Source organism: Nocardia sp. NPDC004278, assembly GCF_053602975.1.
The window spans coordinates 263,529-285,299 of record NZ_JBSGEQ010000008.1; the positions used below are offsets into that span (position 1 = coordinate 263,529).

Annotated in this window: 19 protein-coding genes; 12 read left to right on the forward strand and 7 right to left on the reverse strand. The window is 66.6% G+C overall.

All coding sequences use genetic code 11. From position 1 onward, the window contains the following. Positions 1–5 precede the first annotated feature (5 nt). The 3 genes from ACWEO2_RS15515 to ACWEO2_RS15525 all read right to left on the reverse strand — a co-directional run bounded on the left by ACWEO2_RS15515 (position 6) and on the right by ACWEO2_RS15525 (position 3,542). The gene (locus ACWEO2_RS15515) at positions 6–725 is read right to left on the reverse strand and encodes a response regulator transcription factor (protein ID WP_354959187.1); all 720 of its coding nucleotides are present in this window, start codon (positions 723–725) and stop codon (positions 6–8) included. Positions 726–904: 179 nt separating this feature from the next. Then, positions 905–1,291: a hemophore-related protein gene (locus ACWEO2_RS15520; protein WP_452405871.1), complete on the reverse strand. Its 387-nt coding sequence runs from the start codon at positions 1,289–1,291 to the stop codon at positions 905–907. Between the two features lie 139 nt (positions 1,292–1,430). Further along, the gene (locus ACWEO2_RS15525) at positions 1,431–3,542 is read right to left on the reverse strand and encodes an AMP-binding protein (RefSeq protein WP_452405934.1); all 2,112 of its coding nucleotides are present in this window, start codon (positions 3,540–3,542) and stop codon (positions 1,431–1,433) included. 344 nt (positions 3,543–3,886) lie between these two features. Between ACWEO2_RS15525 and ACWEO2_RS15530 the strand changes: the two genes are divergently transcribed. The 6 genes from ACWEO2_RS15530 (at position 3,887) to ACWEO2_RS15555 (ending at position 11,800) form a co-directional block, all read left to right on the forward strand. Continuing rightward, positions 3,887–7,894 carry an ATP-binding protein gene (locus ACWEO2_RS15530; RefSeq protein WP_452405872.1) on the forward strand — a complete coding sequence of 1,336 codons (4,008 nt, stop codon included), beginning with the start codon at positions 3,887–3,889 and terminating at the stop codon, positions 7,892–7,894. Beyond that, complete coding sequence (locus tag ACWEO2_RS15535; protein WP_011207200.1) at positions 7,891–8,304, forward strand: roadblock/LC7 domain-containing protein; 414 nt, start codon at positions 7,891–7,893, stop codon at positions 8,302–8,304. Before ACWEO2_RS15530 ends, ACWEO2_RS15535 begins: the two co-directional genes overlap by 4 nt. Before the next feature lie 7 nt (positions 8,305–8,311). Beyond that, positions 8,312–8,686 carry a DUF742 domain-containing protein gene (locus ACWEO2_RS15540; RefSeq protein ID WP_040686485.1) on the forward strand — a complete coding sequence of 125 codons (375 nt, stop codon included), beginning with the start codon at positions 8,312–8,314 and terminating at the stop codon, positions 8,684–8,686. Then, complete coding sequence (locus ACWEO2_RS15545; protein WP_174414979.1) at positions 8,667–9,269, forward strand: GTP-binding protein; 603 nt, start codon at positions 8,667–8,669, stop codon at positions 9,267–9,269. The genes ACWEO2_RS15540 and ACWEO2_RS15545 overlap by 20 nt, the downstream gene beginning before the upstream one ends. 32 nt (positions 9,270–9,301) lie before the next feature. Then, positions 9,302–10,843 carry a carboxyl transferase domain-containing protein gene (locus ACWEO2_RS15550; protein ID WP_452405873.1) on the forward strand — a complete coding sequence of 514 codons (1,542 nt, stop codon included), beginning with the start codon at positions 9,302–9,304 and terminating at the stop codon, positions 10,841–10,843. 105 nt (positions 10,844–10,948) lie between these two features. After that, on the forward strand, positions 10,949–11,800 hold the full coding sequence (locus ACWEO2_RS15555) for an aldo/keto reductase (RefSeq protein WP_452405874.1): 852 nt from the start codon (positions 10,949–10,951) through the stop codon (positions 11,798–11,800). A gap of 9 nt (positions 11,801–11,809) precedes the next feature. Here the strand turns inward: ACWEO2_RS15555 and ACWEO2_RS15560 are convergent, their stop codons facing one another. Beyond that, a complete protein-coding gene (locus tag ACWEO2_RS15560) occupies positions 11,810–12,937 on the reverse strand; it encodes an NAD(P)-binding domain-containing protein (RefSeq protein WP_452405875.1) in 1,128 nt (375 codons plus the stop codon). A gap of 90 nt (positions 12,938–13,027) precedes the next feature. Between ACWEO2_RS15560 and ACWEO2_RS15565 the strand changes: the two genes are divergently transcribed. The 5 genes from ACWEO2_RS15565 to ACWEO2_RS15585 all read left to right on the forward strand — a co-directional run bounded on the left by ACWEO2_RS15565 (position 13,028) and on the right by ACWEO2_RS15585 (position 17,896). Then, positions 13,028–13,753: an enoyl-CoA hydratase gene (locus ACWEO2_RS15565; RefSeq protein WP_452405876.1), complete on the forward strand. Its 726-nt coding sequence runs from the start codon at positions 13,028–13,030 to the stop codon at positions 13,751–13,753. Further along, complete coding sequence (locus ACWEO2_RS15570) at positions 13,753–14,895, forward strand: MBL fold metallo-hydrolase (protein ID WP_452405877.1); 1,143 nt, start codon at positions 13,753–13,755, stop codon at positions 14,893–14,895. The genes ACWEO2_RS15565 and ACWEO2_RS15570 overlap by 1 nt, the downstream gene beginning before the upstream one ends. A gap of 37 nt (positions 14,896–14,932) precedes the next feature. Then, positions 14,933–15,244, forward strand: coding sequence for an antitoxin (locus tag ACWEO2_RS15575; protein ID WP_452405878.1), 312 nt, complete (start codon positions 14,933–14,935; stop codon positions 15,242–15,244). 49 nt (positions 15,245–15,293) lie between these two features. Further along, positions 15,294–17,603, forward strand: a complete 2,310-nt coding sequence (locus ACWEO2_RS15580; protein ID WP_452405879.1) for an ATP-dependent DNA ligase — start codon at positions 15,294–15,296, stop codon at positions 17,601–17,603. A 113-nt stretch (positions 17,604–17,716) separates the two neighbouring features. Continuing rightward, positions 17,717–17,896, forward strand: coding sequence for an antitoxin (locus tag ACWEO2_RS15585; RefSeq protein ID WP_354959176.1), 180 nt, complete (start codon positions 17,717–17,719; stop codon positions 17,894–17,896). Between the two features lie 51 nt (positions 17,897–17,947). On the opposite strand, the gene ACWEO2_RS15590 is transcribed toward ACWEO2_RS15585, so the two are convergent. Then, complete coding sequence (locus ACWEO2_RS15590; protein WP_355179923.1) at positions 17,948–18,595, reverse strand: cysteine hydrolase family protein; 648 nt, start codon at positions 18,593–18,595, stop codon at positions 17,948–17,950. 358 nt (positions 18,596–18,953) lie between these two features. Here ACWEO2_RS15590 and ACWEO2_RS15595 point away from each other — a divergent pair, with 358 nt between their 5' ends. Continuing rightward, on the forward strand, positions 18,954–20,120 hold the full coding sequence (locus ACWEO2_RS15595) for a lipase family protein (RefSeq protein WP_452405880.1): 1,167 nt from the start codon (positions 18,954–18,956) through the stop codon (positions 20,118–20,120). 65 nt (positions 20,121–20,185) lie between these two features. Here the strand turns inward: ACWEO2_RS15595 and ACWEO2_RS15600 are convergent, their stop codons facing one another. Next, positions 20,186–20,830, reverse strand: a complete 645-nt coding sequence (locus ACWEO2_RS15600) for an ammonium transporter (protein ID WP_452405881.1) — start codon at positions 20,828–20,830, stop codon at positions 20,186–20,188. A gap of 217 nt (positions 20,831–21,047) precedes the next feature. Then, a complete protein-coding gene (locus ACWEO2_RS15605) occupies positions 21,048–21,761 on the reverse strand; it encodes a hypothetical protein (protein ID WP_452405882.1) in 714 nt (237 codons plus the stop codon). Positions 21,762–21,771 lie beyond the last annotated feature (10 nt).

The following is a 21,771-nucleotide window of genomic DNA, read 5'->3' on the forward strand; positions in this document are numbered from 1 at the left end:
CGCACTCACTTGGGCGCTCGCAGCACGAACCCGACGCCGCGGACGGTGTGCAGGAGCCGGGGCGTGCGCTCCACCTCCAGCTTGCGCCGCAGATATCCGACGAAGACATCGACGACGTTGGTATCGGCGGCGAAGTCGTAGCCCCACACCAATTCCAGCAGCCGCTCGCGGCTCAGCACCACGCCCGCATTGCGCGCCAGGGTGGACAGCAGTTCGAATTCGCGCTTGGTGAGCTCGATTTCGCGCCCGTTCAGCAGTGCGCGGTATCCGGCGACATCGACCTCGAGCGGTCCGACCGCGATCGCGCCGGGGGTGGCCGAGGCCGGGGCGTCCGAGCGGCGGCGCAGCAAAGCCTTTATCCGCGCTACCAATTCGGCCAGCACGAACGGCTTGGTCAGATAGTCGTCGGCACCGGATTCCAGTCCGGAGATCCGGTCGTCGACGGAGGCGCGGGCGCTGAGCACGCAGATCGGGACGTCATTGCCGAGTGCGCGCAATGCCGTCACCACGCCCGCGCCGTCGAGCACCGGCATATTCATATCGAGCACCACCGCGTCCGGCGCCTGCTCGGTCACGCTGCGCAGCGCCTCGGCGCCGTCCCTGGCGACCCGAACCTGGAAGCCGGACAGGCGCAGCCCGCGCTCGACCGATGCGAGTACGTCCTCGTCATCGTCGACGACAAGGACGGTCGGGTTTGCGCTGCGTTCGATGGTCACATCGTTCATTCTGCTCCCCCAGCTCCCCGGATATTCCGGCCATACCAGCAGGTGTTCCCATGTTTTGAGGCAGGTCCCGCAGTGGGTGCCTCGGCATTGTCGGGCGTACCCGGCGAGTTACCCATGTGCTTGCCGGACCGGTCGGCCGGTCGGTATCCGGGGAGTCAGCTCGGCGTGTCGGACGGCCGTCAGTAGTTGTGGCAGGTCTCGGCCACCGTGCGGATGGTTGCCGCCAGACTGTTGGCGCGCGGATCGTTCTCCGCATCCTTCGCGGCGTCCGGGTTCTCGTTGATCATTGCCTGGAGTTCAGCGCGGCGCTGCTCGACTGGTTGGTCGAACTTGCGCTGCAGTTCGGCCTTCTGGGTCGGATTGGCGTCGAGCATCGCCGCCAGTTGCGGTGCTTTGGCGTGCAGCGCCGCATCGACCTGCGCGAAGGTGCAGTCGGAACTCAGCAGCGGCCCGGCCAGTGTCATCGGATCCGCGGCTGCGATGGCCGGGGAGAGCAACACGGCCACACTGGCCGTTGCGCCTACGGCGAGCGCGGCGACGGCCGGGCGACTGCGGAAGAGTTTCATCTGTGCCTCCAGATCTACGGGTCTACGTCTTCGATCAGTGCTGTGGTCCAGCGCATCAGACGCTATTGCCCAGCGCTGGCACAGGTGTGAGCTATCCCTGAGGATTCCCTAAGGGGTGTAACGCCGCGGTGCCGCAAAGTTATGACGGCACAATGGGATCGCCGTTCGGGGCGACGGCTTCGGGTCCCGACTCCTGCAGACGGCTGGCCCGGATCTGCACTTCCAGTGCGGCCAACACCGAGGGGTCTTCGATGGTGGACGGCACCTCGTAGGTATCGCCCGCGGTGATCTGGCGGAGGGTCTTGCGCAGGATCTTGCCCGATCGGGTCTTGGGCAGTGCGGAAACGATGACGGCGTCGTGCAGGGTGGCGATCGCACCGACCTGCTCGCGCACCCGGGCGACCAGTTCCTCGCGGAGGCGCTCCGGATCGATTTCGACGCCGGATTTGAGCACCACGTATGCGATCGGCCGCTGGCCCTTGAGTTCATCGGGCAGCCCGATCACCGCGCATTCGGCGACCGCGGCATGTCCCGCGATGGCGGCCTCGATGCTGCCAGCCGAGAGCCGGTGCCCGGCCATATTGATCACGTCGTCACTGCGACCGAGCACGTAGAGGTAGCCGTCCTCATCGAAGTATCCGGAGTCGCCGGTGAGGTAGTGGCCGGGAAATGCCGACATATAGGAACGCTGGAAGCGCTCTTCGTCGCGCCATAGCCCGGTCAGTGTGCCGGGCGGTAGTGGTAGCCCGATGACGATATTGCCCTCGGTACCCGGCGCGACCGGATTGCCCTCGGCGTCGAGCACCCGCAGCCGGTAGCCGGGGACCGGCACCGACGCCGAACCCGCCTTGATCGGAAGCTGTTGCAGGCCGAGCAGATTCGCGCAGATCGGCCAGCCGGTCTCGGTCTGCCACCAGTGGTCGACCACCGGGCAGTCCGTCCGGTCGGCGAGCAATACTTCGCTGGCCCACTCGTAGGTGGCCGGATCGAGGCGCTCCCCGGCGCAGAACAGCGCGCGCAGGCCGGACAGGTCGTAGCTGTGCGCCAGCTCGGCATCGGGATCGGCCTTGCGGATGGCGCGCAGCGCGGTCGGCGCGGTGAACAGCACCCGGACGTTGTGCTCTGCGACCACCCGCCAGTACGCACCCGCGTCCGGAGTGCCGACCGGCTTGCCTTCGTAGAGCAGCGTTGTCGCGCCGACCAGCAGCGGCGCGTAGACGATGTAGGAGTGGCCGACCACCCAGCCCACATCGGAGGCAGTCCACATCACCTGGCCGGGACCGACGTCATAGATATTGCGCATGGACCAGGCCAGCGCGACCGCATGTCCGCCGTTGTCGCGGACCACGCCCTTCGGCTTCCCGGTGGTGCCCGAGGTGTAGAGGATGTAGAGCGGATCGGTCGCGGCGACCGGCACCGGATCGGCGGGTGGCGCATCTCGGACAGCGTCGTCCCAATCCAGCCATTGCGCCGCGACGGTCTGAGCGGAACTCGGCAGTGATTCGGTGGCCGGCTGTGGGGCGGGGAAGTGGATAGTCGGGAACTGCGGGCGCTGTTTCACGATCACGTGGCGTGGCGCGCTGGTCTCGGCGAGATCGAGCGCCTGCAGCACGATCGGCGGATAGTCGATCGCCCGACCCGGCTCCAAGCCGCCCGAGGCAGTGACGATCAGCACAGGCTCGGCATCGTCGATGCGGGCGGCGAGTTCGGGTGCGGCGAAGCCGCCGAAGACCACCGAATGCACCGCGCCGATGCGGGCGCAGGCCAACATGGCGATCACGGCCTCGGGGATCATGGGCAGGTAGATGACGACGCGGTCACCCGCCGAGACGCCCAAACGGACCATCGCACCGGCGAATTCGGCAACCGCCGCGAGTAGTTCGGCGTAGGTGAAAACACCACTGGTGCCGGTCATAGCGGAGTCGTATATTAGTGCGGGCTGATCGGCCCGGCTCACTTCGTTCGACGCGGCACCACCGTGCACATGCCGGTCGAGGGCGTTGAAGGAGGTATTCAGGCGAGCGTCCGGAAACCATCTGGCCATCGCGCGAGCCGTGGTGTCGACGATCTGGGTCGGCGGGACCTCCCAGTCGATCGCCTCCGCCGCCTCGGCCCAGAACTCGGCGGGATCGACCAGGGAGGTCTGATATACCGGCCGGTACTCATTCCGCCCCGTCTCCCGACCACCACTCCCCGTGGAATCGCTGCGCGATGCAGTGCGCCCACCCGTCTCCCGACCACCACCCCCCATGGAATCGCTGCGCGATGCAGTGCTCAAAACCGTGCTCCCTAGCCTCGCTCGATGCCCGCCTCGATAGATCAGCACGATTGTGGCAGACTTCACGCGACGCCCGGGTGGGTGCCGCGACCTTTGGTTTTGCCAATTATCGGCAGGTCAAGGCCCGTAACCATACTCAACGTCACCCAAGCTGTTATTGATCCGTTAGAATCTGATGTCACTTATTTGGGCCGTCGTAGACGCAATTTCTCGGCCAGCCGCAGTTCCTCGGCCAGCTCTGCCTGTCGAGCCAGCATGCGATTGTCTAGGTTCGCTGATGGCACGTGGTTGGGGCCAGTTTGGAAAGTGAGTGGGAGATGCGTGACGCCGCAAGGTCCGGCAGCAAACGCTGGGCGCTCGGCAACTGGGACCTGCGCTGGAAGGTTACGGCGGTCTTGGCCGTTCCGCTGGCAGTCGCAGTTGGGCTCGGCGTGTCCAGGATTACCACCGAGTTCGCCGACGCGAACCGACTGGACGCCGCCGCTGGGAACATCGAGGCGATTCCGGCCGTCACCGCGCTGAGTGCGCAGACGGCGACGACGGCGGGTTCGCAGATGATTTCGATCATGCCGAACGTGTCGATCGTGTCCGATAAGAACCTCGCGGACCTCGACAAGGTCATCGCCGATGCCGAGCAGTCGGTCGGCAAAGTCGACGGTGTCGCGGGTGCTCGCGCGGCGCTGGACAGCATGATCACCCAGGCCAAGGCCGTGCGCGCCCAGGGCAAGAACGTCACGACGCAGACACCGGCCGAAATCATCGGCATGATCGACAAGGTCCGCAACGACAGTGTGCGCATCGTCGAGTCGACGGTCGGCCAGGTCAGCGACCAAGCCATCGAACAGGCGAAACTGCGGCTGGTCGACTCGCTGAACACCCGCGCCGCGCTGGTCGGTGAGGTCGCCGCATTCCCCGAGGTGCTGCGCGGTTCGGCGGCGGGCGTGCAGGGCGCGATCACCGCGGCCAATACCGAGCGGGCGATGCTCAACGTGCTCGCCCACCGCTTCCCGGACGCCGACTCCTCGATCGCCGACCTGCGCGCCGGCATCGATAACCGGATCTCGCTGCTGACCAGCCCGGAGGCACAGTCCGGCAAGATCCCGGTCGGTGATCTGAAGAACTCGCTGACCGGCAGCCTCGATGTCTACGAGCGCGTGGTCAACAAGTCGACCAAGGACATCGATACGGCGATGAGTGCGCTGGTGTCCACGGCCAATACCGATGCGTGGACCTACACCGCGGTCGTCATCGCGACCATTCTCGCCGCGCTGTTGCTCGCGGTCTTCGTCGCGCGCTCGATGATCGTGCCACTACACCGGCTGCGCCTCGCGGCGCTGCGCGTCGCCGAGAGCGATCTGCCGCACGAGGTCGCCCAGCTGCGCAACGGCGCGTCCCCGGAGGACGTGCCGCTGGAACCGATGCCGATCCGCAGTGCCGAGGAGATCGGTCAGCTGGCCAGGGCCGTCGACGACATCCACGGCCAGGCCCTGCGTTTGGCCAGTGACCAGGCGCAGATGCGTGCCCAGGTCAATGACATGTTCGAAACCCTGGCCCGGCGTTCCAAGTCGCTCGTCGACCACCAGCTCAGCTTGATCGAGGCGATGGAGTACGACGAGAAGGATCCCCGCCTGCTGGAAAACCTGTTCCGGCTGGACCATCTCGCGGCTCGTATGCGCCGGAACGGCGATAACCTGCTGATTCTCGCGGGTACCAGGCAGCGGCGCAGCAAGTCCGCGCCGGTCGAGATCGCGGACGTGCTGCGTGCGGCGATCTCCGAGGTCGAGGACTACGAACGGGTGAAGCTCGGTGCCACGCCGCGTGGTTCGCTGGTCGAGCCCGCCGCCTCGGATATGGCGCACCTGTTCGCCGAACTCCTGGACAACGCGCTGCGCGCCTCGCCGCCGGAGACCGACGTGAAGTTCACCTTCGCGCAGGGACACGACCAGGGCATGCTCATCGAGGTCGCGGACCGCGGCATCGGTATGCCGCCCGCCGAGATGGCCGATATCAACCGACGGCTCGAGCAGACCGCCGAACCTGGTCCGGATACCGCCCGGCACATGGGTCTTTTCGTGGTCGGCCGACTGGCCGAGCGGCACGGACTCACCGTGCGGCTGCGCCCGACCTTCGATACTGCGCGGGATCCCGGTGTCACGGTTACCGTGCATGTTCCGATGAAGCTCATTGTGCTCGGGCAGGGACAGACCACCGCGATGCCGCAGGCGGCGACGCCGCAGGTTGCCTCCGGTGGTCCGCAGCGGCCGTCGACTGCGGCGGCGATGCAGACGCGTGCGATCACCAGGACGCCGGGCGGCAATGTCATGGTTACCGTCGATCCCGGTGTGAGCGGCCCAATTCCGGTCAGCAGTCCGGCGCCGTCCGCGACGAGTGGGCCGATTCCGGCCGCAGGTGGTCTGCCGCAGCGTTCGCCCGGCTCGACCATGGCCTCGGGATCTTCCGGACTGCGTCAGGATTCGGCACAGTCGGGTGCGTCCCTGCGCCCCGCCTCGGGACCGGCGCCGAGCGGTCCGCAGCGCGGCAAGCTAGCCGCGGCCAGCCTGCCCAAGCGCAATGTCACTCCTGGCGGTCCGCCGCCGAACCGGCCCGGCGCCGAGCCGACCATCTCCGGTGGTGGCCTGCCGCCGCGGAATCTGAATAGTGGTGGTCTGCCACAGCGTCAGCCCGGCACGAGTGGGGTGCCGCAGCCCGAGGGTGGTCCGGTCGGTGGTGGTCTGCCGCAGCGTCAGCCGGGTACCAATGGTGTGCCGCCGCGCGAGGGTGCTGGCGGTCTGCCACAGCGTTCGTCGGGTTCGAACGGTCTGCCGCAGCGTGAGCCCGGTGCGACCGGTCTGCCGGCGCGCGACACGGGTTCGGGTTTGCCACAGCGGGATGCCGGTTCGGGTCTGCCACAGCGGGATGCCGGTTCGGGTTTGCCGCAGCGTGAGTCGGCTTCGGGTGGTCTGCCCCAGCGTGAGCCGGGTGTAACCGGTCTGCCGCAGCGGCAGTCGCCCGCGGCGAATCTGCCGCAGCGCGAGACGCCGAACGGCTTGCCGCAGCGCGAAGCCGGGGCCAGCGGTCTGCCGCAGCGGGAGGCCGGGACGAATGGTCTGCCGCAGCGTGATTCGGGTCTGAGCGGTCTGCCGCAGCGGGATGCCGGCTCGGGTCTGCCGCAGCGCGATCCCGCTTCCGGTGGTCTGCCGTTGCGTGAGTCGGCTTTGGGTGGTGGTCTGCCGCAGCGTGATGCGGGTTCGACCGGTCTGCCGCAGCGTGAGTCGGCGTCGGGCGGTCTGCCCCAGCGTGATTCGGGTCTGAGCGGTCTGCCGCAGCGGGATGCCGGCTCGGGTCTGCCGCAGCGCGATCCCGCTTCCGGTGGTCTGCCGTTGCGTGAGTCGGCTTTGGGTGGTGGTCTGCCGCAGCGTGATGCGAGTTCGACCGGTCTGCCGCAGCGTGAGTCGGCGTCCGGTGGTCTGCCGCAGCGTGAGTCGGCGTCGGGCGGTCTGCCGCAGCGGCAGTCGCCCGCGGCGAATCTGCCGCAGCGCGAGACGCCGAACGGCTTGCCGCAACGGCCGTCGAACGGTCTGCATCAGCGTGATGGCCTGCCGTCGCGCGATAGCCTGCCGTCTCGCGATGGCTTGCCGTCTCGCGATGGCTTGCCGTCTCGCGATGGCTTGCCGTCTCGCGATGGCTTGCCGTCTCGCGATGCTCTCCCGCAGCGGGAGCCGGGCATTCCGGGTCTGCCCCAGCGGGAGCCGGGTGCGACCGCACTGCCGCGTCAGGAAGTCCCGCCGGGTATCGCACTGCCACGGCGCGATCGCGGTCTGACCCAGCCCGCGGCGAGCGGTGAGGTGCCCGCGGTCTCCGAGAGCGGAACCTCGACCGCACCGCGCGATCCGGGGCGGCACAGCTTCAAGCCTGATCCGGAGAAGGCGGCGTCTTTCTTCCAGACCAGGTTGCAGCCGGCAGTCGATTCTGATTCGGTAATGGGCGGCACCCCGATCTTCGCCGAGATGATGTCGGCGTGGCTCTCGGATCCGAATACCGACCGGTCCCAGGTGGCGGCATCCTTCGAATCGCCGGGTGACGAAGGATGGCAGGCCGCTCGCCGCGCGAGTGAGGCCCAGAACGAAACAAAGACGGCTGCCGGGTTGCCGCAACGCAATCCGGGCGGGAGGCTGGTCCCCGGTGGTGTCAACGGCAACGCCGATCGCGCGACGCGTCGCGATCCAGAAACGATCAGGTCCAGCTTGAGTCGTCACCAGCAGGGCGTCCGGGATGGCCGCGCAATGAAGGCAATGAACCTAACCGGAGATAAAGGAGACCGATGAACCCCGATCTAGGTGGTACGAATCGTCAGCTGGATTGGCTGGTTTCGAACTTCGCCAACGAGGTTCCTGGCGTAGCTCATGCCGTCCTGGTCTCGGCTGACGGCCTACTCATGGCGGCGAGCGCGCAGCTGCCGGTGGACCGCGCCGAACAGCTCTCGGCTGTCACCGCCGGACTTGCCAGCCTCTCGGTGGGCGTCTCGAACCTATTCGAAGGCGGCACCGTGCTGCAGTCGGTGGTCGAGATGGAGCACGGTTACCTGCTACTCATGGCAGTCGGCGACGGCTCCTATCTCGCGGTGCTGACAAATACGTCATGCGATATCGGCCAGGTCGGTTACGAAATGGCCCTGTTGGTCGAACGTGTGGGTCAGACGGTGCAGGCCACGCCACGCGTCACGATGGGTTCCTGATGGTGGGATGGACATAGACGATCACCGCATGGGGAGCGCCGAGCCCAGCCTCGTTCGCCCGTACTCCTTGACTGCGGGCCGCACCCGGCCCGCGGTCGAGTTGGCGTTGGAGGCACTCGTCGCATCGCATCCGGTCGCCTTGGAGCGGCAGTTCGAACTGACCAACATCGAGACGTCCATCGTGGAGTTGTGCAGAGAATCGCCGTCCGTTGCCGAAGTGGCAGCGCGTTTGGGTATCCCCATTGGGGTGGCCCGCGTGCTGGTGGCCGACCTCATCGAGGCCGGGCATGTGCGAGTGTCGGCGACTTTGAAAGACGATTCCAGCGACGATGAGCGTCGCGAGCTGATCGAAAGGGTTCTCAGTGGACTCCGGCGTATTTGATTCGACGGCGCAGGTCGATACCCGCACCAGTAAGCCGACTTCGGCGAAGATTGTCGTCGCAGGCGGCTTCGGTGTTGGCAAGACCACGTTGGTTGGTGCAGTTTCGGAGATCGTTCCGCTGCGCACCGAGGCTTTGGTCACCAATGCCAGCACCGGAATCGACAATCTGACCGGCATTCCGATGAAGTCGACCACCACGGTGGCGATGGACTTCGGCCGGATCAGCCTCGCCGACGATCTGGTGTTGTACCTGTTCGGTACGCCGGGCCAGTACCGATTCTGGTTCATGTGGGACGACCTGATCCGCGGCGCCATCGGCGCGGTGGTGCTGGTCGACACCCGCAGACTCGAGGACAGCTTCGCCGCAGTCGACTACTTCGAGGCGCGCAACCTGCCGTTCCTGGTTGCGCTCAACGAATTCGACGACGCACCGCGGTATCCGATCGAGGACATCCGTCAGGCCCTCGCGGTGCCTGCGGATGTGCCGATCCTGTCCATCGACGCCCGCCGTCGCGAGCCCGCCAAGCAGGCGCTGGTTTCGCTCACCGAATACGCCCTACGCAAGGTCATGCAAGGCTACTGAGCCCCTGCGGAGCGAGTGGCTAAGCTCGCTCGGTGAGGATTTCCGCGCGGGAGCTGTTCGGGCAACTGCTCGATTCGGGCTCGTATATCAGCTGGGACCGGCCACCGGTGACGGTGGCCGCGTCCCCGCGGTACCGCGAGGATCTGCGTAAGGCCGCGCGGACGGCCGGGACCGATGAGTCCGTACTCACCGGTGAAGGTCTGCTGCGCGGCCGTCGCGTGGCCGTAATCGCCTGCGAGTTCGGTTTTTTGGCGGGTTCGATCGGTGTGGCCGCGGCGGAGCGGATCGTCGTGGCGGTCGAGCGCGCGACCGAACTCGGCTTGCCGCTGGTCGCGTCGCCGACCTCCGGTGGCACCCGAATGCAGGAGGGCACAGTCGCTTTCGTGCAGATGGTGAAGATCGCGGGTGCGGTCGCGGCGCACAAGGCGGCCGGACATCCGTATCTGGTCTATCTGCGCAATCCCACCATGGGCGGCGTCTTCGCGTCCTGGGGTTCGCTCGGGCATATGACCTTCGCCGAACCCGGTGCGCTGATCGGGTTTCTCGGCCCGCGCGTCTATAAAGCGTTGTACGGCCGGGATTTTCCGGAAGGCGTGCAGGTCGCGGAGAATCTGTACCACAGCGGTGTGATCGATGGGGTGCTGCCGGTGCCGGTATTCCGCCGGATCGCGCACCGCGCCTTGAGCGTTCTGAGCGGCGTGCCGGATCCCGTTGCGGCCGAACCCGGTTGGGCGGCACCGGTACGCGGCACCGGTACGTCGCCGGATCGCGTGGACTCGACCGCTGCGGAGGCGAATGACGTTGTCCCGGCCTGGGATTCGGTGCGGATCTCGCGCCGTCCCGGCAGGCCAGGTATTCGTGACCTTTTGCGCCATGTGACGCAACGGGTGCCGCTCAGCGGCACCGGCCAGGGCGAATCCGATCGCACGATCGTGCACGCGCTGGCCCGTTTCCGCGGCCAGCCGTGCGTGGTCTTCGGCCACGACCGCTCCGGGCAGCAGGGCGAACACACCATGGGACCGGCCGCGCTGCGGGAGGCACGGCGCAGTATGGCGATTGCTGAGGAGTTGCGGCTACCGCTGGTGCTGGTGATCGATACGGTCGGCGCGGCGCTGTCGAAGGAGGCCGAGGAACGCGGGCTCGCACCGGAAATCGCGCGCTGCATAGCGGATCTGGTGACCTTGGACACCCCGACCATCTCGATCCTGCTCGGCCAGGGTACCGGCGGCGGTGCACTGGCCCTGCTCCCGGCCGACCGCGTGCTGGCCGCCACCCACGGCTGGCTCGCGCCGCTGCCGCCGGAGGGCGCCAGCGCGATCGTCTACCGCGACACCGACCACGCCCCGGAGTTGGCCGCGGCACAGGGCATTCGGGCCGCCGATCTGCTCGCCGACGGTGTGGTCGATCGCATCGTCGCCGAATTTCCCGACGCCGCTGACGAACCGGTCGACTTCGCCCGACGCATGGTCGCCGCCATTGCCGAGGAGCTGGCCGGTCTGCGCGCCCGACCGCTGGACGAACTGCGCGCGTCCCGGCACACCCGCTACCGCCGGCTCGGTCTGCCCGAATCCTGAGCGACTCCGACAACCGGCGCAAATCGCGTGGCAACCGGCAAACCGGTGGTCAACACGCGGAGGGCTTTCGTTGACGACTCGGCACGGCACTTCTACGGTCGGACTGTGACCTTCAGAAGCGAGACCTGCACCATCCCTTCGATCGTGCTGAACGACGGGAACGTGATCCCGCAGCTCGGCTTCGGTGTGTTCCAAGTTCCGCCCGATGACGTCTACCCGGTCGTCACCGCCGCACTGGAGGCGGGCTATCGCAGCATCGACACCGCCGCGATCTACGGCAATGAGGAGGGCACCGGTCGCGCCATCCGGGAATCCGGGCTGCCGCGCGATGAGATCTATGTCACCACCAAACTGTGGAATTCCGAACAGGGCTACGACTCCACGCTGCGCGCCTTCGACGTCAGCATGGCCCGGCTCGGTCTGGACTACCTCGATCTCTACCTCATCCACTGGCCGATGGCGCAGGCCGATCGCTATGTCGAGACCTTCAAGGCATTCCAGACACTGAAGGCCCACGGCCGGGTCCGCTCGATCGGCGTCTCGAACTTCACCGTCGGCGACCTCGACCGCCTCATCGGCGAGACCGGTGAGATTCCGGTGGTCAACCAGATCGAACTGCATCCCCGGCTGGCCCAGCGCGAGCTGCGCGCCTTCCACGATGCGAACGCCATTGCCACCGAGGCGTGGAGTCCGCTCGGTCAGGGCACGCTGCTCGATGATCCGACCATCGTCGCCATTGCCAGCCAGGTCGGCTGCACTCCGGCCCAGGTGATCATCCGCTGGCATCTGCAGTTGGGCATCATCGTCATCCCGAAGTCGGTCACCCCGTCGCGCATCACCGCCAATTTCGATGTCTTCGGCTTCGAACTCACCCGCGAACAGATGGACGCCATCAACGCGCTGGACAGCGGATCCCGGATCGGTCCCGATCCGGCCACTTTCACGATCGGGATGTAGCCCCTCGCGCTATTGCAACCCCAGGTACTCGGTGAGTTCCTGGGCGGCTGCGCGTCCGGCTCGGTTGGCGCCGATGGTGCTCGCGGACGGGCCGTAGCCGATCAGATGTATGCGCGGGTCGACCGCTACCTGAGTGGCGAGGCGGCCGGTCATGGTGATGCCGCCGCCGGGGCCACGCAGGCGCATAGGCGCCAAATGGTCCAGTGAACTGCGGAATCCGGTCGCCCACAGGATCACATCGGCCGGTTGGAACGAGCCGTCGGCCCAGCGCACCCCATTCGGTTCGATGCTCGCGAACATCGGCCGCCGGGTCAGCGCACCACGGGCCTGCGCGGCACGCACCCGATCGTCGAGCCGCAGTCCGGTGACCGAGACCACCGAACCCGGCGGCAGTCCGCGCCGCACCCGGTCCTCCACAATGGCGACGGCGGCGCGGCCATCTGCCTCGGCGAACGGCCCATCGCGGAATACCGGTTCCCGCCGTGTCACCCAGGTGGTGGTGGTGACCTGCGAGATCTCGTCGAGCAGCTGGACCGCCGACACCCCGCCGCCGACCACGACGACATGCTTACCAACGAATTCCTCGGCGGTGCGGTAGTCGTGGGTGTGCAGCTGCCGTCCGGTGAAGGTCTCCGCGCCCGGATAGTGCGGAATGAAGGGACGCTCCCAGGTGCCGGTGCCATTGATCAGGCCGCGCACCCGGATGGTGCCCGCGGCATCGGTCTCGACATTCAGCGTCGTGCCGCGCCCGGCCGTGAGGTCCGGGCCTGCGGCGCAGGGGGTTCCGTCCGCATTGCGGTCGCAGACCACGGTCACCGAGACCGGGCGGTGGACCCGCAGATCGAAGCGCTTCTCGTAGAGCTCGTAATAGCGCGGCACCGCGGTCGCCGCGGGTACGGCATCGGAATCGGGCGGCAATGTCTCGGCGAACGACATCCCCGGCAGGTCGTGTACCCGATTGACGGTGGTCAGGGTCAGCGATGGCCAGCGAAATTGCCAGGCTCCGCCGGGTCCCGGCGCATGATCGACGATGAGGAAGTCCTGTTCGGGGCGCAATCCGAGACGCTGCAGGTGGTAACCGGTCGACAGCCCGGCCTGACCAGCACCGATCACCAGGATGGAGAAGTCTGTCGGCACAAGCGGAGATCGTATCGGCATGGTCGGTATGTGCCGCCACCTGTGGCAGAGTTGATGTAACCACTAGAACCGGTCAGCTGGGGAGTATGCATGCTCGGAGTTAGCCGCGACGATGGTGTTGTCACCATCGAACTACAGCGCGAGGCGCGGCGTAATGCGCTCAACATCGAACTCGTCTCGCGGTTGCGAGATGCGGTGTCGACCGCGGCCGAGGATGCCAGGGTGATCGTGCTCACCGGCCAGGGACCGGTCTTCAGTGCGGGCGCGGACCTGTCCGGCGTCCACTCGGACGACTTCCTCGGTGCCCTGCTCGATATGCTGCGCACCATCGAATCGGTACCGGTCCCGGTGATCGCGGCGATCAATGGCGCCGCCATCGGCGCTGGCTTGCAGATCGCACTGGCCTCGGATCTGCGGGTCATCCAACCCGACGCCTATATCGCCATCCCGGCCGCCAAGCTGGGCATTACCGTCGACCGCTGGACCGTGCGGCGGCTGGTATCGCTGATCGGCAGCGGTCCGGCCCGGACCATACTGCTCGGCGCGGAATCGGTATCGGCGGCCGACGCCTATACCTTCGGCTTCGCCAACCGGCTCGGCACCCTGGCCGATGCGCAGGACTGGGCCAAATCGATTGCAGAACTGGCGCCGCTATCGCTACGCCATATGAAGCTGGTACTCAACGACGACGGCACCCGCGACCCGGACAATGCGCAGCAGCGTGCGGCGCTGGCGGCGGCGTGGACCAGTCAGGACGCCCAGGAGGGACGATTGGCCAGGCAACAGAAGCGTGCGGCGAAATTCGTGGGGCGATAATGAAACCGGGAAAACTTCTCGCAGCGGCGGCGGGCGCGGTCGGCATCACCTGGGTGGTGCGCGCGGTCTGGGATATCCCCTCCGCGATCGGCGCATCGATCAATGCCATCCAGCCCTATGCCGCCGGCGCGGTGAGCTATCGCAATCGGCAGTTCCACAACACCGAGCCGAGCACCCAGTTCGTCTCGGGTGCGGCTCCGTCTCTGCTGTTTTCGGCGCTGACCCGGCGCAACGCCGGTCGTCCGCGCGGCGCGGTCCCGCTGGCGACGCCCGAGGTGCCGACCGAGGCCGCCGATCTCGCGGTCACCTGGTACGGGCACGCGTCGGCCCTGATCGAGGTGGACGGGTACCGGATCCTCGCCGATCCGGTATGGAGTGCACGGGTTTCGCCGTCCGCGCTGGTCGGTCCAGCCCGGCTGCACCCGGTACCGACGCCGCTGGCGGAGCTGCCGCCGGTGGACGCGGTGCTCATCTCGCACGATCACTACGACCATCTGGACAAGGCCACCATTCGCCAGCTGGTACTCGGCCAGGCCGCGCCCTTTCTGGTGCCGATCGGCATCGGAGCGCATCTGCGGCACTGGGGTGTGCCGGAGCATCGGATCGTCGAATTGGATTGGGGCGGTTCGATTTCCCTCGCATCGCTGGGGCGCGAGCGCGATGACACCGATCTGGTGCTCACCTGCACCGAGGCGCGGCACTTCTCCGGTCGCGGACTGGTGCGCAACACCACGCTGTGGGCGTCCTGGTCCATTGTCGGCCCGACCCGTCGGGTGTATTTCGGCGGTGATACCGGATATACCAAGGCTTTCGCCGAGGCCGGTGCCGCGCTCGGCCCATTCGATCTGACGCTCTTGCCGATCGGGGCATACGACGAGGCCTGGCCGGATGTGCACATGAACCCGGAGGAGGCGGTTCGGGCGCACGCCGATCTGTGTGTCGGCGATCCCGGGCACGGGCTACTGGTGCCCATCCACTGGGCGACCTTCAATCTGGCCTTCCACGGGTGGTCGGAGCCGGTACGCCGGATGGTCGAGGCGGCCAGGGCGGCCGGTACCGCGGTCGCGGTGCCCATGCCGGGTCAGCGCGTCGATCCCAATGGCCTGCCCACCGGTGATTCCTGGTGGGAGGATATGGAGTGAACATCTCTGCGGTTCGTCGACAGGAAGGAATGCAGGCATGAGTCTCGTGGACACCCTGAAAGATCTGGTCGGCAAGGGTAAGGATGCGGCGGCCAAGAACGCCGACAAGATCAACGAAGCGGTCGACAAAGCCGGTAGCTTCATCGACGAGAAGACCGGCCACAAATACACCGACAAGATCGGCAAGGTGTCCGAGGCCGCCAAGAAGGCGGTCCCGTCGGATCAAACCGCATCGCCGGCCGCGCAGTCGGAGGAGCCGCCTGCCGCCGAGCCAGCGGAGCCGCCCGCCGCCAAGCCGACGGAGCCGCCCGCCGCCGCGCCCGAGGAACCGGGACAACCACCGGCCTGATCTGTGGCGGGGACCGGTTTCTGTCGGTCCCCGCCCCTAAACTTCAGTTATGGTGACCCGCCGGGAATTCGGTGGCGGCCCGGGCCGGTCGGGCATAGAGGTTGAATTGAGCAACCTCGACAAGGTGCTGTATCCGGCGACCGGAACCACCAAGGGCGAGGTCATCGCGTACTACACGGCCATCGCGCCCGCCATGCTGCCGCATATCGCGGGGCGGCCGGTCACCCGCAAGCGCTGGCCCAATGGGGTCGACGAACCACCCTTCTTCGAAAAGAATCTCGCCGAACACGCACCGTCGTGGCTGGAGCGCCACGGCATCGAGCATTCCGGTCGTAAAGTCGTCTATCCGGTCATCGATTCCGAGGCCGGGCTGGCCTGGATCGGGCAGCAGGCGGCGCTGGAAGTCCATGTGCCGCAATGGCGTTTCGACGGTGACCGGGTCGGCCCGGCCACCCGGCTGGTCTTCGACCTCGATCCCGGTCCCGGCGCCGGACTTGCCGAATGCGCGCAGGTCGCGCTGGCCGTGCGCGATATGGTCGAGGGCATCGGGCTGCACGCGTTCCCGGTTACCAGTGGTAGCAAGGGAATTCATATCTATGTCCCCTTGGATCGGGAGTTGAGTCCGGGTGGCGCGTCCACCGTGGCCAAGCAGGTGGCGACGAATCTGGAAAAGCTGCATCCGGATCTGGTGACCGCGATGATGGCGAAATCGGCGCGCGGCGGGAAGGTCTTCCTGGACTGGAGTCAGAACAATCCGTCCAAGACCACCATCGCACCGTATTCGCTGCGCGGCCGGGCCGAACCGAATGCGGCCGCACCGCGCGCCTGGTCCGAGATCGAGAACCGGAAGACGCTGCGGCACTTGCGGTTCGATGAGGTGCTCGCCCGCTGGCGCGATGGCGGCGATCTGCTCACCGAACTGGATCCGCCGATGGCCGACGCGTTGACGAAGTACCGATCGATGCGCGATGCGGCGGCGACTCCGGAACCGGTGCCGTCCGAAGCGCCGACGCCCGGTGCGAACAATCGCTTCGTCGTCCAGGAGCACCACGCGCGGCGGCTGCACTGGGACGTGCGACTGGAACGTGATGGTGTGCTGGTGTCATGGGCGGTGCCGAAGGGCCCGCCGACCACCCCGAAACAGAACCGGCTCGCCGTGCACACCGAGGATCATCCGCTGGAGTACCTGGACTTTCACGGTGCAATTCCCAAGGGACAGTATGGTGCGGGGGAGATGACCATCTGGGACTCCGGCACGTACGAGACCGAGAAGTGGCGCCCGGACGAGGTCATCGTCACCTTTCACGGCGAGCGGTTGCGGGGTCGCTACGCACTGATCCGAACCAATGGCACCCAGTGGCTGATGCATCTGATGCGCGAGCAGTCGCCGCAGGAGGACGGATCGGGCGAGGGTGCACAGCGGCCCGCCAGCGGTCCGGTCGGACCGCTCGCCGCGATCACCGTGCCGAAACCCGCTGGGCCGGTGCCGCTGCCACGTGGCCTCGCGCCGATGCTCGCGACCGCAGGCGAGGTCGGCGAGCTCGATGATGCCGAGTGGTGCTTCGAAACCAAATGGGACGGCTTCCGGCTGATCGCCGAAATCTCCTCCGGCGCACTAACATTGCGCAGCCGACGGGGTAATACGGTGACCGATCGCTATCCCGGGATCGCGGTGGTCGCCACCGAATTGGCCGACCATGATGTGGTCCTCGACGGCGAGGCCGTGGTGTTCGACGATCACGGAGTGGCCAATCTCGGTCTGCTGCAGGCAGATGCGGCCCGTGCCGTGTTCGTCGCCTTCGATGTGCTGTATCTGGACGGGACCTCGCTGATCCGCAAAAGGTATTCGGACCGCCGGCGGGTGCTCGAGGCGCTCGCCGCGAACGCGCCCTCGCTGATCGTGCCGCCGCGACTGGACGGCTCCGGCGCCGATGCGCTGCGCCAGAGTCAGGAGCAGCGGATGGAGGGTGTGGTCGCCAAGCGCCGGGATTCGGTGTATCTGCCCGGCAAGCGCGGACATTCGTGGGTGAAGCAGCGCAACTGGCGCACCCAGGAGGTACTGATCGGCGGTTGGCGGCGCAGCGACGCCCGCAACTTCAAATCGCTGCTGGTCGGCATACCGCATGATGGCAGGCTGTACTACGTGGGGCGGGTCGGCACCGGTTTCAGCGAGTCGGTCATGCGCGATCTGGCCGAGCGGCTCGGCAGGTTGGGGCGCAAGACCACCCCGTTCGACAATGACCTCACCGCCGAGGAACGCGAGGACGCGGTGTGGGTGACGCCGAAACTCGGTGGGACCGTGCGCTTCATGAACTGGACCGAGACCGGTCGCCTCTGGCATCCCGCCTGGGTCGGCTGATCGGTCGGCGAACCGAGTGTGTCGGTGGTCGCTGATGGTTTGCCGGTTGATTCGGGTATTCGCTGGGTATCGTGAGTTCGCGGTTGTGTCGGCTCGAAAACGAGGAGTGCGCGGTGGATTTCAAGAATCTGGCGAATAAGGCCATGGACCTGGCCCAGCAGCATGCGGACAAGGTGGATACCGCCATCGATAAGGTGGGCGATCTCGTCGACAAGCAGACCGACGGCAAGTTCGCGAACCAGGTCGACGCGGCGCAGGACGCCGCGAAGAAGGCCATCCACAAGGACAGCTGAGTTCGCCGCTGGCGGATCGGATCTGCCGATCCGCCAGCCGCACGCGGTCGGTCAGCTCTGTTCGCGGGCCAGCAGCGGAATGATGGTCGCGCTGTCGGTGACCATGGCATGTCCCTGGAATTCGAATTCGTCGTAGGCCCGCGCCATCGCCTCCTTATCGCGGCCGCCGACGGCATCGCTGATGATCACCGGCACGAAGCCGAGATCGGTGGAATGGGTGACCGTCGGTGCGATGCCGATCTCCAGTGCGACGCCGGTGATCGCGTATGCGCCGATGCCGAGATCGCGCAGCACCGCGGCCAAGGGGGTGCCCTCGAATGCCGACATCGAGGTCTTGTCGAAGACTACCTCGTCCGCCGTCGGCCGCAGCTCCGGGACCAGTTCGAAGGCCGGGGTATCGCGCTGCAGGATGAACTTCACATCGTCCACGGAATCGACCTGCTGCCAACTCATTGCCATTCGCAGCGCGAAGGTCCCGCTGAGTCGGCGCGGCAGGAAGAAGTGCCGCAGGAAGATGATCGGATAGCCGCCGCGCCGGGCCGCCTCGACAATGCGCGCCACCCGCTCGATGATCTCGGGGCCGTCCGGCAATTGGGAGAGCACGCCGACCTGCATGTCGTAGACGATCACCGCCATGCGGTGCGGCGCGCACACATCGGCGAGTCCTTCGGGAATGTCCAGTCCGTTGCCATGCCGCATGGTCAGCTCACTCCTATTCGATGCCGGTCACGGCCGGGGTACGGCCAGACGGTGCTTCGGTTGCGCGATAGCCACTTTCGAAGCGTGCCGGAGCCCGCTTCGTCCCAACTGTAACCATGTCGGAAATCGGACATGCGCGGCGTCGCCGATGCCCCCGAATGACCGTTGCCGGGGCCTCTGATCAGGCAGTACCGTTTATGGCACTCGAGCTCGGGCGGAAGTCGGCGCAGACGCGTTCCCGGCGTGTTGTGCGTCGCGCCGCGTCGGAACACTGGAGGCCCCGATGAAAAACTTGCATGCACCATTCGTCGGAAGTCACCGGATATCAACTCCCGCAGCGATACCGATCATCCTCGCGATGGTGGCGTTCGCTTGCGTACCCGTCGCCAGAGCGGTGCCCACCCCGGACCAGGATCCGTTCTATGCGGCCCCGGCCGACGTCGGCGAATACCCCGCCGGTGCCGTGCTGCGAACCCGCTCGATCGCGTTGTACGGTCTGCCGCTTCCGGTTTCGGCCTGGCAGGTGCAGTACCGGACCAATGACGGGAACGGTTGGCCGATCCCGGGCATGGCCACCGTGCTGGTCCCGAATTGGCCCTGGTTCGGTCCCGGCCAGCGGCCGCTGCTGTCGTATCAGATCGCCGAGGACAGTCTCGACGCCCGGTGCGCGCCATCGTATGCGCTGCGCGGTGGCTGGGATCTCGGTGCTGCGAATACCTATATCGATACGTTGTTCATCGCCGAGGCATTGCGGCGCGGTTGGGCGGTGGTGGCCAGCGACCACGAGGGTCCGGACTCCCGATTCCTCGACGGCGTCGAATCCGGCCACACCGTGCTCGACGGGATCCGTGCCGCTCGCGAGCTCGCGCCGGACGGGGTCGGACCGGCGAGTCCGATCGGCGCGTGGGGTTACTCCGGCGGTGCCTTCGCCACCCTGTGGGCGGCCCAGCTGCAACCGGAGTACGCGCCCGATATCCAGTTCGCGGGGATCACCTCAGGTGGGGTGCCCGCCGATTGGCCGGCCATGGCCCGTGGCGTCGACAGCACCGCGCAGGCGGGGCTGGCCATGCTTGTGCTGGGTGCGATCGTGAAGAACGAGCCGGATTCCAGTGTGTTCGAACTGCTCAACGAGCGCGGTCGCGCGGCGGTGGTCGAGGATGTGGCGGCCTGCGGTCCGGATTTCGTCGTCAAGTACGTCAACGCGCACGTCGATGATTTCGCTGCCGTGCCGGATGTGTTCTTCCACCCGTACTTCCGGGCGGCGACCGACCCGCAGGAGTTGGGTGGCAGTGCACCGGTCGCGCCGATGTACCTGTACCACAGCACAACTGACGACGTGATCCCCGTTGCGGGGTTCACCGACCTGCTCGGCCGGTATTGCGCGCAGGGTGCCGATATCAGCTCGGTGTACTCGGCACTGCCGGGACACGATGGGACCGCCCTCGGTGAGGCGCCCGGTGCGATGGGCTTCCTCGCCGATCGCTTCGCCGGTATACCAGTGGTACCCGGCTGTCACGACCGATGAATGCGAAAGATGCGGCGCGCTAGGGGATTCGTCGCGCGCCGCGGCTGGAGTGCCTGTTCGCGACCTTATCTAACCGGCGGGTCCTGCCATTTGGTGGTGCCGGGCTCGGCGGCGAGGGTGCTGATCAGATCGATGCCCGCGATGACCAGTGCTGGTCCGCCGACCACGATGGTGCCGATGACGCCGCCGATCCCGGCACCGGCGATCACGCTGGCGATCACCGTCGGTCCGCCGACGATGCCGGCGAGGCCGACCAGGGCGCCGATCACCGTACCGATAAAACCGCCGATCGCGGTGGCAATGCCGAACTGGGACAGGAAGTTGTCCTGTGCGCGCATATTCTCCCGCGGTGACGCGATCGGCGTCGCCACCTGGTGCGCCTGCGTGTAGTCCTTGACCGCGGTCAACTCCAGCACCCGGCCCGCATCCGTGACCTCATGCGGCAGCGCGAATTCGTAGCCGTCCTGTCGGAACGACAGCGGCAGCGTGACGACCGTATTGCCCGCGATGTCCTTGATGTCCACTGTGTTCGCCGACATCTGGAACGACCCGTTGGTCAGCGTGGTGACGATCTTGTCGCCCACCAGCTTTGCCTCGTAACCGATATCGGGCAGGGGCGCGGCACTCGGCTGCGCATAGGCCGTGCCCGCGCCGACCGCGACCGCGGCGACGATCGGCACGGCGGCCGCGGTGATCTTGCGGAGAATCATTCCGGTGGTCCAATCTTCATCAGTTCTTGCAAGCCGTAGCAACACTCCGCACGCGAAAAATCCTCCCCCCGGCGGTACGCAGAGCCACGATGTGATCGAGAGAACAGCACTCCGATGACAATGTACCGTGTACGAAAGGTTTCGAGGAATACCTTTCGGGGCATTGATTCTTGCTCCGTAACGACGAATGTTGCTATGGCTCTTGGCTATACGCTCATCAGAGCGGTTGCAGAACGTTGATGGCGCGGGCGATCACCAAGATCACCAGCACCAGCGAAATCGCCGATTGCACCATCATCATCGCCTTCGCCCACCGCGACATCGGCATCACATCGGTCGGGCTGAACGCCGTCGCATTGGTGAACGACAGATACAGATAGTCGAAGAACTCCGGCTCCCATTCGGTTTCGGTCAGCTCCGGGTTCTGCATCTGGACGAACAGGAAGTCCGGCAACGGCTTTCGCGCATAGGCGCGGGCCGCGGGGCCGCCGCGATCGAACTCCCAGTACCAGAGGCCGAATACCACCACATTGGTCAACCAGACCGCCCCGCCCAACTCGAGTAGGTTCACGGGATCGCTGAGGGTGCTCTCGAGGTCGTAGGCCCACCCCTGGGGCCAACGGATCAGTGCGGCCACCAGACGAGCGGCCGAGATCGCCGTGGCCAGACTCAGCAGTCCGGTCAGCAATAGGCCACTATTGCGCAGCCACCGCTCCTCCCGGTTGAGCCGAAACGGATTCACCACCACCAGTGCACCGAGCAACAGGGCTTCGAGTGCGGGCAGCAGCAGCCAAATGGGCTGCGGCCAGAGCTTCTTCAGCGGCCCGAACTGCAACCCGACGATCACCAACACGGACAGCGTGACCGCGACCCGGGACTCTCCGTCCGTCTTGCGCTGCCACGCGGGCACGTTGTCGTTGTGGTCCGGCACCGGGCCAGTA

Excerpts from the sequence above, each read along its gene's own strand:
- ACWEO2_RS15575 (WP_452405878.1), top strand. The coding sequence starts at position 14,933 with ATGAGTCTCGTGGACACCCTGAAAGATCTGGTCGGCAAGGGTAAGGAT.
- ACWEO2_RS15570 (WP_452405877.1), top strand. The coding sequence starts at position 13,753 with ATGAAACCGGGAAAACTTCTCGCAGCGGCGGCGGGCGCGGTCGGCATC.
- ACWEO2_RS15565 (WP_452405876.1), top strand. The coding sequence starts at position 13,028 with ATGCTCGGAGTTAGCCGCGACGATGGTGTTGTCACCATCGAACTACAG.
- ACWEO2_RS15580 (WP_452405879.1), top strand. The coding sequence starts at position 15,294 with ATGGTGACCCGCCGGGAATTCGGTGGCGGCCCGGGCCGGTCGGGCATA.
- ACWEO2_RS15520 (WP_452405871.1), bottom strand. The coding sequence starts at position 1,291 with ATGAAACTCTTCCGCAGTCGCCCGGCCGTCGCCGCGCTCGCCGTAGGC.
- ACWEO2_RS15595 (WP_452405880.1), top strand. The coding sequence starts at position 18,954 with ATGGTGGCGTTCGCTTGCGTACCCGTCGCCAGAGCGGTGCCCACCCCG.
- ACWEO2_RS15530 (WP_452405872.1), top strand. The coding sequence starts at position 3,887 with ATGCGTGACGCCGCAAGGTCCGGCAGCAAACGCTGGGCGCTCGGCAAC.
- ACWEO2_RS15540 (WP_040686485.1), top strand. The coding sequence starts at position 8,312 with ATGGACATAGACGATCACCGCATGGGGAGCGCCGAGCCCAGCCTCGTT.
- ACWEO2_RS15535 (WP_011207200.1), top strand. The coding sequence starts at position 7,891 with ATGAACCCCGATCTAGGTGGTACGAATCGTCAGCTGGATTGGCTGGTT.
- ACWEO2_RS15590 (WP_355179923.1), bottom strand. The coding sequence starts at position 18,595 with ATGCGGCATGGCAACGGACTGGACATTCCCGAAGGACTCGCCGATGTG.
- ACWEO2_RS15600 (WP_452405881.1), bottom strand. The coding sequence starts at position 20,830 with ATGATTCTCCGCAAGATCACCGCGGCCGCCGTGCCGATCGTCGCCGCG.
- ACWEO2_RS15515 (WP_354959187.1), bottom strand. The coding sequence starts at position 725 with ATGAACGATGTGACCATCGAACGCAGCGCAAACCCGACCGTCCTTGTC.
- ACWEO2_RS15525 (WP_452405934.1), bottom strand. The coding sequence starts at position 3,542 with ATGGGGGGTGGTGGTCGGGAGACGGGTGGGCGCACTGCATCGCGCAGC.